The organism is Bradyrhizobium sp. URHA0013, from assembly GCF_000518345.1.
Lineage (GTDB): Bacteria > Pseudomonadota > Alphaproteobacteria > Rhizobiales > Xanthobacteraceae > Bradyrhizobium.
Genome location: NZ_JADK01000010.1, coordinates 88,453 through 103,370, shown reverse-complemented (window position 1 = coordinate 103,370; position 14,918 = coordinate 88,453). Strand labels below are relative to the sequence as shown.

13 protein-coding genes and 1 pseudogene are annotated in these 14,918 nt (G+C 58.8%); 7 read left to right on the top strand and 7 right to left on the bottom strand.

All coding sequences use genetic code 11. The features are described from left to right. Positions 1-45: 45 nt before the first annotated feature. Positions 46-1,077 (bottom strand): acyltransferase, encoded by a 1,032-nt coding sequence (locus tag N551_RS0116775; RefSeq protein WP_027567902.1) that lies wholly within the window; start codon positions 1,075-1,077, stop codon positions 46-48. Between the two features lie 126 nt (positions 1,078-1,203). Here N551_RS0116775 and N551_RS0116770 point away from each other — a divergent pair, with 126 nt between their 5' ends. Beyond that, on the top strand, positions 1,204-2,007 hold the full coding sequence (locus N551_RS0116770) for an FkbM family methyltransferase (RefSeq protein ID WP_197031144.1): 804 nt from the start codon (positions 1,204-1,206) through the stop codon (positions 2,005-2,007). 2,080 nt (positions 2,008-4,087) lie between these two features. On the opposite strand, the gene N551_RS0116760 is transcribed toward N551_RS0116770, so the two are convergent. Both N551_RS0116760 and N551_RS37055 read right to left on the bottom strand, forming a co-directional pair. Next, complete coding sequence (locus tag N551_RS0116760) at positions 4,088-4,630, bottom strand: hypothetical protein (protein ID WP_027567899.1); 543 nt, start codon at positions 4,628-4,630, stop codon at positions 4,088-4,090. Between the two features lie 717 nt (positions 4,631-5,347). After that, positions 5,348-5,581: a DNA-binding transcriptional regulator gene (locus tag N551_RS37055; RefSeq protein ID WP_027567898.1), complete on the bottom strand. Its 234-nt coding sequence runs from the start codon at positions 5,579-5,581 to the stop codon at positions 5,348-5,350. An 83-nt stretch (positions 5,582-5,664) separates the two neighbouring features. Here N551_RS37055 and N551_RS0116750 point away from each other — a divergent pair, with 83 nt between their 5' ends. Then, positions 5,665-6,495, top strand: coding sequence for a YqaJ viral recombinase family protein (locus N551_RS0116750; RefSeq protein WP_027567897.1), 831 nt, complete (start codon positions 5,665-5,667; stop codon positions 6,493-6,495). Beyond that, complete coding sequence (locus N551_RS0116745) at positions 6,482-7,642, top strand: ERF family protein (protein WP_035961468.1); 1,161 nt, start codon at positions 6,482-6,484, stop codon at positions 7,640-7,642. The genes N551_RS0116750 and N551_RS0116745 overlap by 14 nt, the downstream gene beginning before the upstream one ends. A 184-nt stretch (positions 7,643-7,826) precedes the next feature. On the opposite strand, the gene istB is transcribed toward N551_RS0116745, so the two are convergent. Together istB and istA are read right to left on the bottom strand one after the other, a co-directional pair. After that, positions 7,827-8,690: an IS21-like element helper ATPase IstB gene (gene istB, locus N551_RS0116740; protein ID WP_027567895.1), complete on the bottom strand. Its 864-nt coding sequence runs from the start codon at positions 8,688-8,690 to the stop codon at positions 7,827-7,829. A gap of 8 nt (positions 8,691-8,698) precedes the next feature. Then, positions 8,699-10,184, bottom strand: a pseudogene (istA, locus tag N551_RS35630) (IS21 family transposase); the annotation flags it as partial. Positions 10,185-10,357: 173 nt separating this feature from the next. Between istA and N551_RS35625 the strand changes: the two are divergent. The 4 genes from N551_RS35625 to N551_RS0116720 all read left to right on the top strand — a co-directional run bounded on the left by N551_RS35625 (position 10,358) and on the right by N551_RS0116720 (position 11,789). Next, positions 10,358-10,588: a hypothetical protein gene (locus N551_RS35625; protein WP_155809747.1), complete on the top strand. Its 231-nt coding sequence runs from the start codon at positions 10,358-10,360 to the stop codon at positions 10,586-10,588. Next, positions 10,585-11,046, top strand: coding sequence for an IS66 family insertion sequence element accessory protein TnpB (gene tnpB / locus N551_RS37050; protein WP_155809746.1), 462 nt, complete (start codon positions 10,585-10,587; stop codon positions 11,044-11,046). The genes N551_RS35625 and tnpB overlap by 4 nt, the downstream gene beginning before the upstream one ends. A gap of 138 nt (positions 11,047-11,184) precedes the next feature. Further along, complete coding sequence (locus N551_RS35620; RefSeq protein ID WP_051462801.1) at positions 11,185-11,394, top strand: hypothetical protein; 210 nt, start codon at positions 11,185-11,187, stop codon at positions 11,392-11,394. A gap of 140 nt (positions 11,395-11,534) precedes the next feature. Continuing rightward, entirely contained in the window at positions 11,535-11,789 is a 255-nt protein-coding gene (locus tag N551_RS0116720; protein ID WP_155809745.1) for a hypothetical protein, read from the top strand. Positions 11,790-12,125: 336 nt separating this feature from the next. On the opposite strand, the gene N551_RS0116715 is transcribed toward N551_RS0116720, so the two are convergent. Both N551_RS0116715 and gmd read right to left on the bottom strand, forming a co-directional pair. Further along, positions 12,126-13,067: a GDP-L-fucose synthase gene (locus N551_RS0116715; RefSeq protein ID WP_027567893.1), complete on the bottom strand. Its 942-nt coding sequence runs from the start codon at positions 13,065-13,067 to the stop codon at positions 12,126-12,128. Further along, the gene (gene gmd / locus N551_RS0116710; protein ID WP_027567892.1) at positions 13,048-14,118 is read right to left on the bottom strand and encodes a GDP-mannose 4,6-dehydratase; all 1,071 of its coding nucleotides are present in this window, start codon (positions 14,116-14,118) and stop codon (positions 13,048-13,050) included. Before gmd ends, N551_RS0116715 begins: the two co-directional genes overlap by 20 nt. Positions 14,119-14,918: the final 800 nt, after the last annotated feature.

Sequence of the window (14,918 nt, the reverse complement as noted above, 5' to 3'; positions counted from 1 at the left end):
GTCCTCGACATTAGTCGCCCAGAAAGCGGAAAATGAGAGCCGTGGCTAAACAGGGACGGCGCCTGCTTTGCGGCGGCCGGATATCCAATCACGCATCGGCCGTTCAAATCCCCTGAACATTCCAACTGACAACACGCAGATCACCGCCAAGAGACCAACGACATAGACACCGCCAGGCGCCTCGTCGTGGCCCCGCCAGACGAAGGTGAAGAATGCCATCAACACGAACGCATGGAGCATATAGATCGAATACGACGCGTCTCCAAGCGTGCGGACAAATCTGCAATTGAGGACGTGCTCGGGTACTGCGGCCTCTCCGGAGGCCGTCAAATACACCGACGCGAAGAACGCCGCGATGATGAAATAGTCGTTGGCATGTAGCACCATCAAGACGCCCGCTGCTACTAGCGAAAGCGCGCCAAGCAAAACTCCATGCCTCAGCTTGCCGTAAACTCCCGCGATAACGATGCCGGCCGTAAACGTTGGCAGACCCCGGACTGGGCTGTAGTTCTCATCCCAGTAAGGGGCATTCATGAAGCCCCTGGCCCACAACACTTCCAGCGTCACGAACCCAGCCAAAGCAATAGCAACCAATGACAGCATTCCAAATCTGCGGCCGCACAACATCAGGAGCGGAAACAGCAGGTACATGGCAAACTCGACGCTAATTGACCATGCGGGGTAATTGAACTGAAGCGGCGCGTTCAGCGGCCAGGATTGCACGAGAAATATCTGCGCCGGAAGGAGCGACAAGCTGTATTTCTCGGGGTTCGGCGCCGTCTTGTGCGTGGCCGCGATCACCGCGACGGCTGCGAAAAAAAGCCCCAGTGTGACCAGATGCAGCGGGTAGATCCGCGCAAATCTGCGCCTCATGAAGGTAATGAGACCGGGCCACGTATTGACTGATCCGGCGTAGCCGTGAGCAATCACAAACCCGGACAGCACGAAGAAGAAGTCCACGAAGAGATTGAACTTCTCCACTACAGGGAAGAGTTCCCCGCGCTCATGGTCGTGAAGTGCGACATGATAGACCACGACCGCAACCGCGGCCACGAAACGATAGAAATCGAGTGCCACAAAATGTTGGCTCGTACGTGACAAATGAGTATTCCCTGCTCAAACAACCTGATCCTAGACTGGATTTGGCGAGTAAATCAATTTGTGATAAGTCTCGTCCTTATTTCGGTATATTTAAGGTGCAACATGCAAATTCCCTGGCGACTGAAGAAGCCATTCAGAACTGCACAATCCTACTTTCCGATCCTCAAAGAGGCCAAAGACCAGTTCTATTATTCTTACCGGAAGGTAAGGAGCGTTCCCAGCGAACCGTTTTTCGCAGCTATTCGCTTGTTCAAGGACAGGCTTGATGGGTCTTACATCGACGTCGGAGGGAACCTGGGCCAGTCGATCGATAACATCCGGCTCTACGCACCAAACGCAAGGGTTGTCTCATTTGAGCCAAATCCGGCTCTCGCATCGAGACTTGCAAAGCGCTTTCGCAGCGATCCCGATGTGACTATTCGCCCGATCGGGTTGTCCGACAAGCCGGGCAATTTTCAACTGCACGTGCCATCCTATCGCGGCTTTGTCTATGACGGCCTGGGCTCTCTGGACTACCAAGAGGCCCATTCCTGGATTAATTCGGACACCGTCTATTTTTTTGATCCGGCAAAACTTGTCGTCGACTCCCACGCCTGCTCGGTCGAAACTCTCGATGCGCAGAAACTAGCCGATCCAATCTTCATCAAAATCGATGTGCAAGGCTTTGAGTTTCAAGTGGTAAAGGGCGGCGTCGAGACGCTCGGACAACACGAACCAATACTTCTTATCGAGGACTTTAGCGCCAAACCCGACCTCATCGAGTTGACGGCGTCTCTCGGCTACAAACCGTATACTTTTGAGTCCGGCCGCCTTTTGCCTGGCGCCTCGGAGACCGTCAGCTTCCTTTTCACCCCGAAGCGGATGTCCGCTATCACGGGGGGACATGGGACCCGAACGTACAGTTGAAGCAACCCTTCAAGCATTGCGCAGTTCGACGGAAGGCATTCCATCAGTATCATCGCCAATTTCGACCAACTGCGGGACGAAGGCTAGGGTATCCTCTACCAAGCTCCCAGAGCGGTACCAGATGCACCCTTCTCCGTTACGGATGGATGGACGGCGTGACACGCCGGCCGGCGCCGAGTATCACATCACGCTAGGCGGGCCTCGACGAGGTTTGCCTGCCGCCACGATTTTGGGGGCGGGCCGCGGCCCGGTACGGATCGAGTTTAACGGAGTGCGGACAATCGGCTATCTGTGAGACCAGTGGCCTGAGGAGGTTCGGCTTTGGTCACGGACACCGAGCAGCCCCGGCAGATGATCAACTTGGTCGCGAGCCGCTTGTCGCGATTGGCATCAATTTTCCTTTGAGCCGCTGACCACTCCGGAGACCTTGGCTCTAGGCTAGCGAGCAACGCGTCCTCTTCCGCGGTCGGATCCTTCTTCGGCGTGGCGGCTGCAACATGAGGGCCCCGCTGGCGCACCTCCGGCAGGTTCGGATCTCGGCCAGTTCCGTCCCATGCGATCCGACCGGCCGGCTGTGGACCGCTCGCACACCCAGATAGCGTCATGCCCAATAACGCCAAGCAGAAGGCTCCACAGATCAGACTGTTCGCCTGCACAAAGACCACCATGAAATCCATTCCTTGGAAAAGGGCTCGGTATATCGAGCAACGACATTAGTTCAGGAGGTCTTGGCGCGGCTTTGAGGCACCCGCGGGGCGCCGCAGTGACAGAGATTTGTCCCGACGGTATCCACGGGCCGCTTGATGAGGCGAATTGAAGCAATAGACTGCTTTCGCAACGTCAAAGCTGCAAACCGAACTGGGTGGCGAAACTTTTGCCGCTCAGATCAGCAATCCCAAGTGCCACCGGGCGGAGCCCAGGCCAGTCAGTCGGAACGGGAGCGGATAGAGCCCTCGCGTCGCCTCACTGTCTTCGAGCAGCAGCGTGCAACGGCGCTCGTCCCGCGCCTTCTCATGCAAAGCAGCTGTCGCGGGCAAAGCCGTGCTGGGCCCATCCGGTAGGTTTGCCCGGTGCCGCATTTCGTCAGTCGCGACACGTCCGACGATCGGGAAAGCAGCGGCATGGCGCGTCCAGACCGGCTCGGCCTGCCGGATTAACTCCGTGCCGACGCCCTGCAACGAGCAAAGTTCGTCGCCGTGCGCTTTGACGGTCGCGGTGATGGCGCCGCTGCGCAGTGCGTAGGTATCGCTATCATGCCGCAGCTGTAAAGCTCCTCAACATCAAAGCGTCGTAGAGCACTAAGTGGCCTGCCCTAGACATTTGGGTTCGTTCTGCCAAACCAGTTCACGATGAGCGCACCTCGATATCCCCTATCCCCCTCACCCTACGAGTTCGGCGCTCGGCGTCCATCAAACTGCGCGGCGCAGAACGTCGCCTGCCTTCAGGCCCAGTCACGCGGCACGAATCCCGCTTCTCGAGCCAACACCCAAGACCATAGAGTCCGCCAAGCGAAACCAAGCATCCTAGAAATCCAAATCGGTCGACGATGGCAGTTGCCACAAGCTGTGATGCCTTGAAATAAAGGACAAGAGCAACAACCATCAACACCTTGAACCAGCTGCTCATGTCGGAGCCTCCTCACGGTTTTTTGGCGCATTCACCAAAAAATTGTCCAGAGAATGCTGATGTAGCTCATTCAGGGCTCGCTTTCGACGGGAGAATGCGCGGCGCTCGTAGCGTTCTAACTTGGCAAGCTGCTCGCAGAGGTCAGTTCGTAGATCACATCCGCTGAGTACAAATGAATCGTACAATTTGGCACGCACTCCACGTATGCGCAGGAGATCCAAAGAGGCCTCTGCTGCTTCATAAGCCTCGGTTGTGATACTCTGTAGCCCCACAGCTTCACACATTGCCATTGCAAGCTCATCTCGCGCGATCTTCAATTCAGGATCATAACGTATCGAAGCTGCGAGCCCATGACGAATGGCATTGCGGCGACTAACACTTCGGCCTTGGGCTGTCCGTGGGCCGGTGCTCCTCGTTGCGTTGCGCCGATTTGCCTGTCTTCGTTTCTCTGTTGTCATTGTCGAGCAGATTTCCTGGTGAAGGCACTCTCAATAACTTTTGAATCCTTGCCTTCAGACATCATCTCGAAAACATTAGAGAATAGTAGTAGTTGCTGGAGAATGGCGTAGCGGCGCGCTTCATAACCAGCGAGACGCCGGTCCGACGCCTCGATGTGAGGTGCATTCTCAGTGATGGACTGAGCAAGATTTGGCTGCGACTCGCTCGATGTGACTTGAGCTACGATCTCGCCCTTTTCGATAGCACGCTGCCTGAGGAATTCCGACCTCGTAGAACCTCTCGTTGCGGCAACAACGCGCCCCGCGATAATTTCGGCTCTAATTTTCCGCTCGCGCTGAATGTCCCAAATAAGGTCCCTTAGGTCTTTCAGAAGTATCCAATGGATCTCATTGTTGGGCCCAACCGCGTTAATCAGTCCCGCAAGCAAGGCGTCGTAATCTTCGCGTCGCTCAGAACTTAAAAGGGGCTGATCCTCGAAAAGAAACTCAATCGCCTTTGGCACGTTGCGGTCAGAAAGTGATTTGATACTCGCACGCATTTTGGAGCCTCTGGATGGCCTGCCGTATATATTGCTGGCACAAACGCGGGTTCAGATCAAGAACGGAACCAGAACAGTCATTGTCCCCAGCTAGCAGGGTAACCGATGGGGTTTCCGGAGGGATTTGTTTCTCCACCGCCGTTTTCACGAATATGAACCAATGCCGAGTATTGCGCTCGCCGATACACAGCGCTGGCGGAGGTAATAGTGCCGGCACTCGCCTATAGGCCTCCACGATCGTGTCGAGATCGAAGGGCGAAGTATCTCCGACGGCGGCCTCCGTTCGTAAACGAGGTGAGACTGCTCAGCGCGAGTTCGTTTGTGCCGCTTCTTTGGCATTTGTGTCAGCAATAGCGAATGCTGGGCGGGATTGCTGCGCTTCCTTCGAGCGCGCTGAGATGGCCGACTGGGCTTTTCTTACGTCAATGGCTATGCGAGCCCGAGGTACACGCAAGTGATAACGCCCAACCGGCGGTGTTATACGCAGGGCAAATGCCGGTTCATCCTTCCCTATTCGGATCTAACCCGAACTGCTCTTTTGTCCTGCTGACCGTGCTAGGCATCCGGCTAGGCGCGCAGCAAACCTACCGACTCGCGAGAAGATACAAACCGTTGACGCAAGTCACGGCATGGCCGAACGGCTGGTTGTCCTGGCGCCTTAGTGCCTCGACGAGATTTCCGTCATGAGCCCCGTGCGTAAGGAGCCCAATTGCTCTGTCAACGTTTGGGAGTGCGCAGGCGCACTCCCTCGCCTTCACCATTCGCATTGATAAACGTGATCCCGGCTGCTTCAAGAGCTAATTGCAGCTTGTTTATAGCGTCGTCGGAAACGCTGCGCCTTTGTCTCTCATAGTCCACAATAGTAGAGAGTCCGACACCTGCCAACGAAGCAAGCTGCGGCTGGGTCATATCTAGCAGCGCCCTAGCGCTGCGGCACTGAGAAGGCGACATCGACTTCAACATTTTATGTTGACATCCTCTCCGCTAATTCGTATCAACATAAAATGTTGATTTGATCCAGAGGAGAAATTGCCGTGTTTCTTACTAGAACGCCTCAACTATTTACCGCAGACCGGCGCACCTTTATCGGCGGATCCGACGCCCGGATCATCATGGGCGACAACCAAGACAATCTGATCCGCCTCTGGCAGGAGAAGCGGGGCGAGGTGGATCCCGAAGACCTCAGTGGAGAGCTGGTCGTCCAACTCGGCAGCATCACAGAGGACCTCAACCGGACTTGGTACGAGCGCGCCAGCGGCCACACGGTCGTAGACGTCCAGAAGAAGGTCTGTCACCCGATCCACAAATGGATGGGTGCAACGCTGGATGGCCGCATTGAAGCGACCGGAGCGGTGTTCGAAGCCAAGTTCATGCTGCCTTGGAATTTCTCCGAAGAGGCGGCGGCCGAGAAACACATGGCTCAGCTGCAGCACAACATGTGGGTCGTTGCCGCCCGCTCAGCGGTGCTCTCGATCATCACCGGTGGCGGCAAATGGGTGGAGATAACCGTTCATGCCGACCCGCTGTATCAGCACCTCCTTTTAACCGCTGAGAAGACGTTTTGGCGGTGTGTACAGACCGGCAATCCGCCCATCTTATTCAACACCGATACGCCCCGGCCACGATTGGCAGCAATTAAAATCGTTGACATGGCGGCTTCCAATTCTTGGGCCGAGCTTGCTGCTTGCTATCTCCGCACCCGGGAAGCGCACGGAGAACATGAAATGGCCAAGGCTGAGCTGAAGAAACTAGTTCCAGAAGACGCCAAGGAGGCTGTTGGACATGGCATCAGGGCCAAGCGCTCGAAATCAGGGGCAGTCAGCTTCGAGGCATTCCAGATGGGGGGCGCCAATGCAGTCCAGTGATCACATCGGAGCAATCGCCGCCGCCTTGGCCAAAGCACAAGCCGAGCTCACCAACCCGGAGAAGACGCTCACCGCAACGATCCGCTCGCCTTTTCCTCGGGAAGATGACCGAACCTTCCGTTATGCCTCGCTTGCCTCCGGCCTTGATATCGTCCGCAAGGCCCTGAGCCGACAAGAGATCGCCACCATTCAGACCACCCGGATTGAGCAGGCCACGGGGCAAATCCACCTCACCAGCCTGCTCGCCCATGCCTCGGGAGAATGGATTTCCTCTGACCTACCGTTCTGCGCCTCCAAGGAGGTCGAGGCGCCGCACCGGATGGGGGCGGCGCTGACCTATGCTCGCCGCTATGCCCTGTTTGCCTTGGTCGGCATCGCCGGAGAGGACGATTTGGACGCGCCTGACATTCTCACGGGACCGCTAGCCGCCACGGAGCCACGACCGAAGGGAAAGCCGTCCAAGGACCTTATGAGCCGAGCCCCGGTCTTGCCGCCTCAGGCCTCTGCCGAGCTCCTGGAGCGCCTCTTGGGAGAGCTAGCCCTCCGGGAGGACAGCGACGGGCTGCTCGCTTGGGCTAAGGCTAGCCTGCCACTCAAGAACACTCTTCTGGAGGTGGACGCCCATATTCTTGAAGCCGCCTACCAGAAGCGACTCGAGGAAAATGCTCTTGTCAGATCACAAGGAGCAGACGAGCCACCGTCCTCCATGGATGACGTAATTGCTTCCGCCCAAGTCTACGGAACGACATCCGATGGTCCAGCAGCCGGTACCCATCTCCAAGAACACGCCGGCCTGGCTTTCCCAAAAGAGCTGGCCCGGCGCCGAAGCAAGGAGCACCTCGCTTTTATCCGCAGCCGGGGTTGTCTTGTCTGCCAAAAGTCACCAGCAGACGCCCACCACCTGAAGTTCGCGCAGCCGCGGACACTAGGGCGCAAGGTAAGCGACGAATTCACCGTACCGCTGTGCCGACCTCACCATCAATCGCTTCACCGGAACGGCGACGAGCGAGCCTGGTGGGCAAACCTGCGGATTTCTCCCTTACAGATTGCCAAGGAACTTTGGGATGGGAGCCCGGTACACATGGCGAAAGGAGCAGATGCCTCTTCACCTATTGAACCGTCCGTTCTACAGGTGCGCCGGCAATGAATGGTCACATCGATCGGGCATCAGCGGCAATTCCTCCCCCTGCTGCCACAAGAGTTTGAGGCGCTCTGCCCTCCACCACAGCTTTTGCCAGGAGAGCACATTGCCGACTACCGAGCGCTTCAGGCAGCAATTGCTGCGGATCTCAGCTCCGGCTCCCTATCGAGTGGCTTCTCGCGATCGACTGTCAATCGGCGTTCGAGTGGGACCCCCTATCGGCATCCAAGAGGGCCCCCTTTGATCGGCGTGCTCTGCTGGTAGCGCTCGGGTCGTCGGAGCTGGTCGGGGTTGCGGAGACGGCGCGAGCGCGGGTTGTTTGAACATCGTCGCGGCTTTTGAACCGCCAGCTATCGTTGCCGGTCTCGACGATGTCGCAGTGATGGGTCAGCCGGTCGAGCAGCGCGGTGGTCATCTTGGCATCGCCGAACACGCTCGGCCATTCGCCGAATGCGAGATTGGTGGTCACGATGACGGAGGCGCGCTCATAGAGCCGGCTGACGAGGTGGAACAGGAGCTGGCCGCCGGATTGGGCGAACGGTAGATAACCGAGTTCGTCGAGGACGATGAAGTCCATCCGGGTCAAATGCTCGGCGATCCGACCTTGCCGTCCATTGCGGGTCTCGATCTCCAGACGGTTGACGAGGTCGACCACGTTGTAGAAGCGGCCGCGGGCACCGGATCGGATGCAGCTTCTGGCGATGGCAATGGCCAGGTGGGTTTTGCCTGTACCGGTGCCGCCAACCAGCACGACGTTGCGTTGTTGGGCGATGAAGCCGCCGCCGGCGAGATCATTGACCAGCGTCTGGTTGATGGGTGTGCCTTCGAACTGGAAGTCCTCGAGATCCTTGGCCAGCGGCAGCTTGGCGATGGTGAGCTGGTACTTAATCGAGCGGGCCTGCTTCTCGTTGATCTCGGCGTTGAGCAGGTCGCCGACAATGCGCTGGGGTTCGTGCTGGCGTTTGACAGCGGTCGCCATGATCTCGTCGAAGGCGGCCTTCATGCCGTAGAGCTTGAGTTCGCCCATAAGATCGAAGATTTGGGTTCGTTCCATCAGATGGTCCTCCGGAGGTTGTCGTAGCGGGCACAATCGGCGATCGGTGCATGGCGGAGCGTCAGTGCGGCCGGCGTCATGATGTTGGCCGGTGGAGCGGGTTCGCGTTGCCGGGCCAGGCTATTGAGAACGACATCGGCGGAATGGACGCTATGACTGAGCGCTTCCGCGCAGGCCGCTTCCACCGCGGGCAGACCGTCAGTCAGCACCGCGTTGAGGATGTCGACCATCTGCCGATTGCCATCGTCGGTGCTGGCAAGCTTGCGCCGGATCCGCTCGATCGCGGCCGGCAGTACCCAGTCTTTGAAGGGAGCACCGTTGCGCAAGGCGCCGGGTTTGCGGGCGAGCACCGGCACATAATGCCAAGGGTCGTAGACGGTATCGCCGCGGCCAAAGGATCGCGGGTGCTCGGCAACGATGCGCCCATCCTGACGGATCACGATGCGATCGGCATAGGCTTGAACCTCGACCGGACGCCCGACCGCGCTGGCTGCAACCGAGTACTTGTTGTTGTCGAAGCGCACGAGACAAGTCTTCGAGACCGATGTCGTCACCGCATGGAAGCCGTCGAAGCGGCCGGCATAGGGAACGAGTTTGGGGCGTTCGGCTTCGAACACATCCCAGATCGTCTGATCGATCAGCTCCGGATGGCGATGAGCCTTGGCATAGACGATGCATTTGTCGAGCAGCCAGGCGTTTAACTCGTCGAGGTTTTTGAACCGCAGCCGGGGCGTGAAGAAGCGTTCCCTGACCAGCCCGACCTGGTTCTCGACTTGCCCCTTCTCCCAGCCCGATGCAGGCGTGCAGGCGACCGGATCGACCAGATAGTGGCTGCACATCTGCAGGAAGCGGCGATTGTAGAGACGGCCTTTACCAACGAAGATCGTCTCAACGGCGGTGTTCATGTTGTGTAGATGCCGCGGGTGCAGGTACCTTTGAACAGGGCGAACGCCCGGTCATGGGCGTCGAACACCATCTCCTGCGTCTCCCGCGGATAGACCCGCACGAACAGCATGCGGCTGTGACAGAGCCGGACATGGGCGGCCTTCACCATCACCGTCACGCCATTGAGCAGGACGACCTCGTGGCTCCAGTCGAACTGGTAGGCTTCGCCTGGGGCAAAACTCAGCGGCACATACGCCGACGCTGTCGAGGTGCCGCGTTCCTTGCTCCACCGTCGTATCGACGAACCGCATCATAGCCGCCGGCATAACCGAGGCCGCGAAGCTCTTCGAATAGCCGGATCAGCGTCAGCCCTTCCCGCGCCGCCTTGCTCTCATTCCCTGCCAGCAACCGGTCAAGCTCGGCACTCCAGGGACCCATCTTCGGGAGCGGCTGCGTCTCGCGCTCATACCGGAACTCCGTCGCTTGAGAACGAATGACCTTGCGAACCACCTTCCGCGATACGCCAAGTTCTCGGCAGATCGCCTTGATCGGACGACCATCAACAAAGTAGGCGCGACGGATCTTACCAATCGTCTCCACCACCAGCATCCCAACCTCGGCTTCCATGACTCGATGGAAGCCACTGTGGACCCTTATCCCGGGGTCCCGATTGGATGCCGATCACCCCGAAAACGGGGTCCTTATTCCATGCCGAAACACAGCTTTGAAGCGCCGCGCGCGATATCGTCGACAGCAAGACGCCATAGCATATCACGTTCCCGTTGCTGATGACATGGCGGCGCTCGTTCGGTCCCGAGCCGATCAGCCCTCAAAGCGAGCAATCCGGCTTTGCGCGGGTCGTCCTTGCCGCTGAGGTCGAGCCGGCAGTTGCTGCCACAGCGACGAGCGGGCAGATCGTGATCGTCGTTAGCTGTGATCGTCGGGTGATTGTCGAGACGGCCGTCGACGCGGCCGCCTTGGCGCGGGTGCTGCAGGTTCTGGAGCGTCGATGATCCCGGTCTCTTCGAGCGCACGCATCTGGATTGCGACCGGCTACACTGACATGCGCAAGGGCATGCAGGGTTTGTCATTATTGGTGCAGGAAAGCCTTGGTCGTGATCCGTTCGCCGGAGATGTCATCATGTTCCGCGGACGCGGCGGTTCGCTGATCGAGGCCTTGTGGCACGATGGAAGTGGATTGTCGCTCTACGCGAAGCGGTTGGACCGTGGCCGTTTTGTCTGGCCGGCGACGGTGGGCGGTGTGGTGGGGCTGTGCGCGGCGCAGATGCGTTATCTGCTGGAGGCGATCGAGTGGCGCATCCGCAGCACACGTGGCGGTCGAAGCCCCGCGACGGCTCAGGGTGATTCACTTGAATGCTTGCTCAGGTGCCCGATGGAGCTATCTTCATACGAAGCACATCGAGCATCGAATGGGGCTCGACGACATCCTTGGGATCCTCAGTTCGCTTGAAATGCAGATTGGATTGCAGCCGGGCATTCGACACCAAGCCCGCCCATCGGCGAGGTGACCCACCGAGTTGAAGAAAATAGACGCTTGGGAACTAGTATCGCCTCTAGCAATTTGAAGGAGAACAGCAGGAAGCTCGAGATGGGCAACGACCGCTATCCGATCATAAAACTCTGGACACCTGAAGACGAGCGGCAGTTGCGCGAAATGATCGGTCGCGGCTGCCGACCCAACGAAGTTGCGGCAGCCCTGGATCGAACACAGAAGGCAATTCGTAATCGCGCCAACCTGCTGGGGCTGATGTTTGGTCGCATCAGAAACGACGCTCCACGATCACGCTTCGAACGCTGAGGGTTGACTGGTAAGGTGAATGTGGCCCGCGGTTCTCACAGTCATCCGACGGATCATCTGCTGAGTCGGGCGCCAGCTGGTCCCCTGTTTTGGGTGCTGAGGACGATAATCGGTATGACCTCGACCAGAGGAAAATCCGAATGTCAGACAGAAGTGCGAAACAAGCGGCACATGCCTACCCTCCCAGCGACTTGTTCGATCTCGCCTTTCCCCTCGCGTTCGGTGCTGTAGCCGTTTTAACTACAACTGTTTGGTTGGGGGCGATCGGTGGATCGCTTGGCAGCCAGTTCGCTTCCTGGTCGCCTGCATTTTTGATTAAGATGGTCGGCAACATTCGCGAAAGGAAGCGTCATCTGATCACGTCGCTCTACGACGACTGGAGTCACCTGCTTTGAATTGCGAGTCGATACACTGCGACCCACACAGCTTTAGCGGCTGGCCTGAAAGGCAGCGCGCGTAGGCTGTTCGGCAAGCTCGACTTGCCTAGCCTACCCTGCGGCCTATTGATTGGCCTCAGTCATCTCGAGTGGAGCGGACAATTGCGCACCGACCATTGGCTGAGGAAAACGATCTAGGAACTTATCGTGCTCAGGGGCACGTCCCGAGCGATTGTGGTCGCCTGCTCGGATGTCGCAGCTGACGCCAGATCGGCATGGCCGCATGGCTGATGCCGCAGAGAAGATCGTGGGCGGCATCGCCCGGGCGAATAGGCCTTGGCCGCTCCTTGCAGCCTACAGATTCGACAGGTAAGCCGCGTATGCACGCTTCAGCCCGTCGTGAAGCGACGTCGGGGCGCGCCAGCCGAGTTTTGCGATCCGGCTGACATCGAGTAGCTTGCGCGGCGTGCCGTCGGGACGCGAGCTGTCGAAACTGATCTCGCCGCTGTAACCGATGATTTCGGCGACGACCCGCGCAAACTCGGCGATGGTGATGTCCTTGCCGGTGCCGATGTTGACCAGCTCGGAACTCGAATAGGTCTTCATGAGGTGCACGCAGGCATCCGCCATGTCGTCGACATAAAGGAACTCGCGCCGCGGCGTGCCGGTGCCCCACACTATGACACGCTTCGCGCCCGAAATCTTGGCCTCGTGGAAGCGGCGGATCAGGGCCGCGACCACGTGGCTCATTTCGGGGTGATAATTGTCGCCGGGGCCGTAGAGATTGGTCGGCATCACGCTGATGAAGTCGCACCCGTACTGGCTGCGGTAGGCCTCAGCCATCTTGATCCCGGCGATTTTTGCAATTGCATAAGGCTCGTTGGTCGGCTCCAGCGGGCCGGTCAGCACGGAGTCCTCGCGCAAGGGCTGCGCCGCCAATTTCGGGTAGATGCAGGACGAGCCCAAAAACATCAGCTTGTCGGCGCCGTTCTGATGCGCGGCCTGGATCACGTTGGCCGCGATCGCGATGTTGTCGTAGATGAATTCGGCGCGCAGCGTGTTGTTGGCGGCGATGCCGCCCACCTTTGCCGCGGCGAGGAAGATCACCTGAGGCCGCGTCTTCGCGAACCACTCGAACACCGCGGCCTGGTTGCACAGATCGACCTCGCGCCGGTCCACGGTGACGGGCTTGACACCCTCCCGCGCCAGCCGACGCGCAATCGCGCTGCCGACCATGCCACGATGGCCGGCGACGTAGACGGTCTTGCCGGTCAACTCAAACGGTGCGTTTGCCACTCGCCGCGTCCCGTTTTGCGTCCAACAGATCGCTCGCCATCATCTCCGCGACGAGCGCTGCAAAGCTCCGCTTCGGTTTCCAGCCGAGCACCTCGCGCGCCTTGCTGGCATCGCCGACGAGGAGATCGACCTCGGTGGGGCGGAAATAGGTCGGATCGATCTTCACGACCGTCTTGCCGGTCTTGGTGTCGACGCCGGTCTCCTCGACGCCCTCGCCGCGCCATGCGATGCGGCGGCCGACCTGCGCGAACGACAGCTCGACCATCTCGCGCACCGAGTGCATCTCGCCGGTGGCGAGCACGAAATCGTCGGGTTTGTCGGCTTGCAGGATCTTGTGCATGCCCTCGACGTAGTCGCGCGCGTGGCCCCAGTCGCGCTTGGCTTCGAGATTGCCGAGATAGAGCGTCTGTTCGAGGCCGACCTCGATGCGGGCGACAGCGCGCGTGATCTTCCGGGTGACGAAGGTTTCGCCGCGGATCGGGCTCTCGTGATTGAAAAGGATGCCGTTGCTCGCGAACATGCCATAGGCTTCGCGGTAGTTCACCGTGATCCAGTAGCCGTAGAGTTTTGCGACGCCGTAAGGCGAGCGCGGATAGAACGGCGTGGTCTCCTTCTGCGGGATCTCCTGGACGAGGCCGTAAAGCTCGGAGGTTGAGGCTTGGTAGAACCGCGTCTCTTTCTCCATGCCGAGGATGCGGACCGCTTCCAGCAGGCGAAGCACGCCGATGCCGTCGGCATTGGCGGTGTATTCCGGGCTCTCGAAGCTGACGGCGACGTGGCTCTGGGCAGCGAGATTGTAGATCTCGGTCGGCCGGATCTGCTGAACCAGACGGATCAGATTGGTCGAATCCGTCATGTCACCGTAGTGCATCAGGAAGGGGACGCTCCCGACATGTGGATCCTGGTAGAGATGATCGACCCGCGCGGTGTTGAACGACGACGAACGCCGCTTGATGCCGTGCACGATATAGCCGAGCGACAGCAGATATTCGGCCAGATAGGCCCCGTCCTGGCCGGTCACGCCGGTGATGAGAGCGATCCGCTCGCGCATGGTCGAAGGCTCATATTGTATTCAACAGGTCCGGCGAACCCACGGCCTAGACTTACCATCTGGGAAAGCACGCCGCGGGAAAACCTATCCCTTATTGTAGCTATCGGCCGTTCCGGTCAATCCCGGAGCAGGCTCGCGTCCCGCCTCTAAATGGGTTGTCTTCCCACAGCGGGCCGCCAGCACTGTGCCAGGCTCGACGCAACACGCATCAATGCCCAGGCCTTCGCCAAACCCGTACCCGCGACCGCCAGCTGTGCCCACAAGGGTACACGCAGAAGGATCAGCTCTCCATTCGGACCGAAGTCACGACTGCCTTTCGCCTGCGACGCTCTGCGATTGGTCACCCAAACTCCAGCAGAATCGCAACTGCGCGACAGTAAGGCGTAGAAAGGCAAATGTGCTGACACTTCCATTCGAGAAACAAACATGCGACAAGGTCATTGACGGTCCCAAAGGGCCGCTCACACCTGGCCAAACAAGTACGAGCGTCTTGCACGAGCACAGCCAGGCTTCGGAGCACAGGGTTAATGAGTCTGATCTACACACACAGATCCATCTTTGACCCAACGCGCCACGGCAAATATCGGGAGCAGCGGATTTGACGTGAGGCGGCAAGATCGGCATGGGATCCGATCTATTAGATCGGATCCCAGCTAAGCTCATCGGAATAGCCCTGCCGGTTTAGCCAAGCCATCAGTTTTTGACGTCTCCGGCCACATTTCTTCCCCTATCATGTCGACTCTGCCCAGCTAAAGTGACCCCAAAGAGCGTATTCCTTCCGACCTTATCCAATTTTTCAG

Excerpts from the sequence above, each read along its gene's own strand:
- gmd (WP_027567892.1), bottom strand. The coding sequence starts at position 14,118 with ATGCGCGAGCGGATCGCTCTCATCACCGGCGTGACCGGCCAGGACGGG.
- istB (WP_027567895.1), bottom strand. The coding sequence starts at position 8,690 with ATGGAACGAACCCAAATCTTCGATCTTATGGGCGAACTCAAGCTCTAC.
- N551_RS0116745 (WP_035961468.1), top strand. The coding sequence starts at position 6,482 with ATGCAGTCCAGTGATCACATCGGAGCAATCGCCGCCGCCTTGGCCAAA.
- N551_RS37055 (WP_027567898.1), bottom strand. The coding sequence starts at position 5,581 with ATGTCGCCTTCTCAGTGCCGCAGCGCTAGGGCGCTGCTAGATATGACC.
- N551_RS0116720 (WP_155809745.1), top strand. The coding sequence starts at position 11,535 with ATGTCAGACAGAAGTGCGAAACAAGCGGCACATGCCTACCCTCCCAGC.
- tnpB (WP_155809746.1), top strand. The coding sequence starts at position 10,585 with ATGATCCCGGTCTCTTCGAGCGCACGCATCTGGATTGCGACCGGCTAC.
- N551_RS35620 (WP_051462801.1), top strand. The coding sequence starts at position 11,185 with ATGGGCAACGACCGCTATCCGATCATAAAACTCTGGACACCTGAAGAC.
- N551_RS0116760 (WP_027567899.1), bottom strand. The coding sequence starts at position 4,630 with ATGCGTGCGAGTATCAAATCACTTTCTGACCGCAACGTGCCAAAGGCG.
- N551_RS0116770 (WP_197031144.1), top strand. The coding sequence starts at position 1,204 with ATGCAAATTCCCTGGCGACTGAAGAAGCCATTCAGAACTGCACAATCC.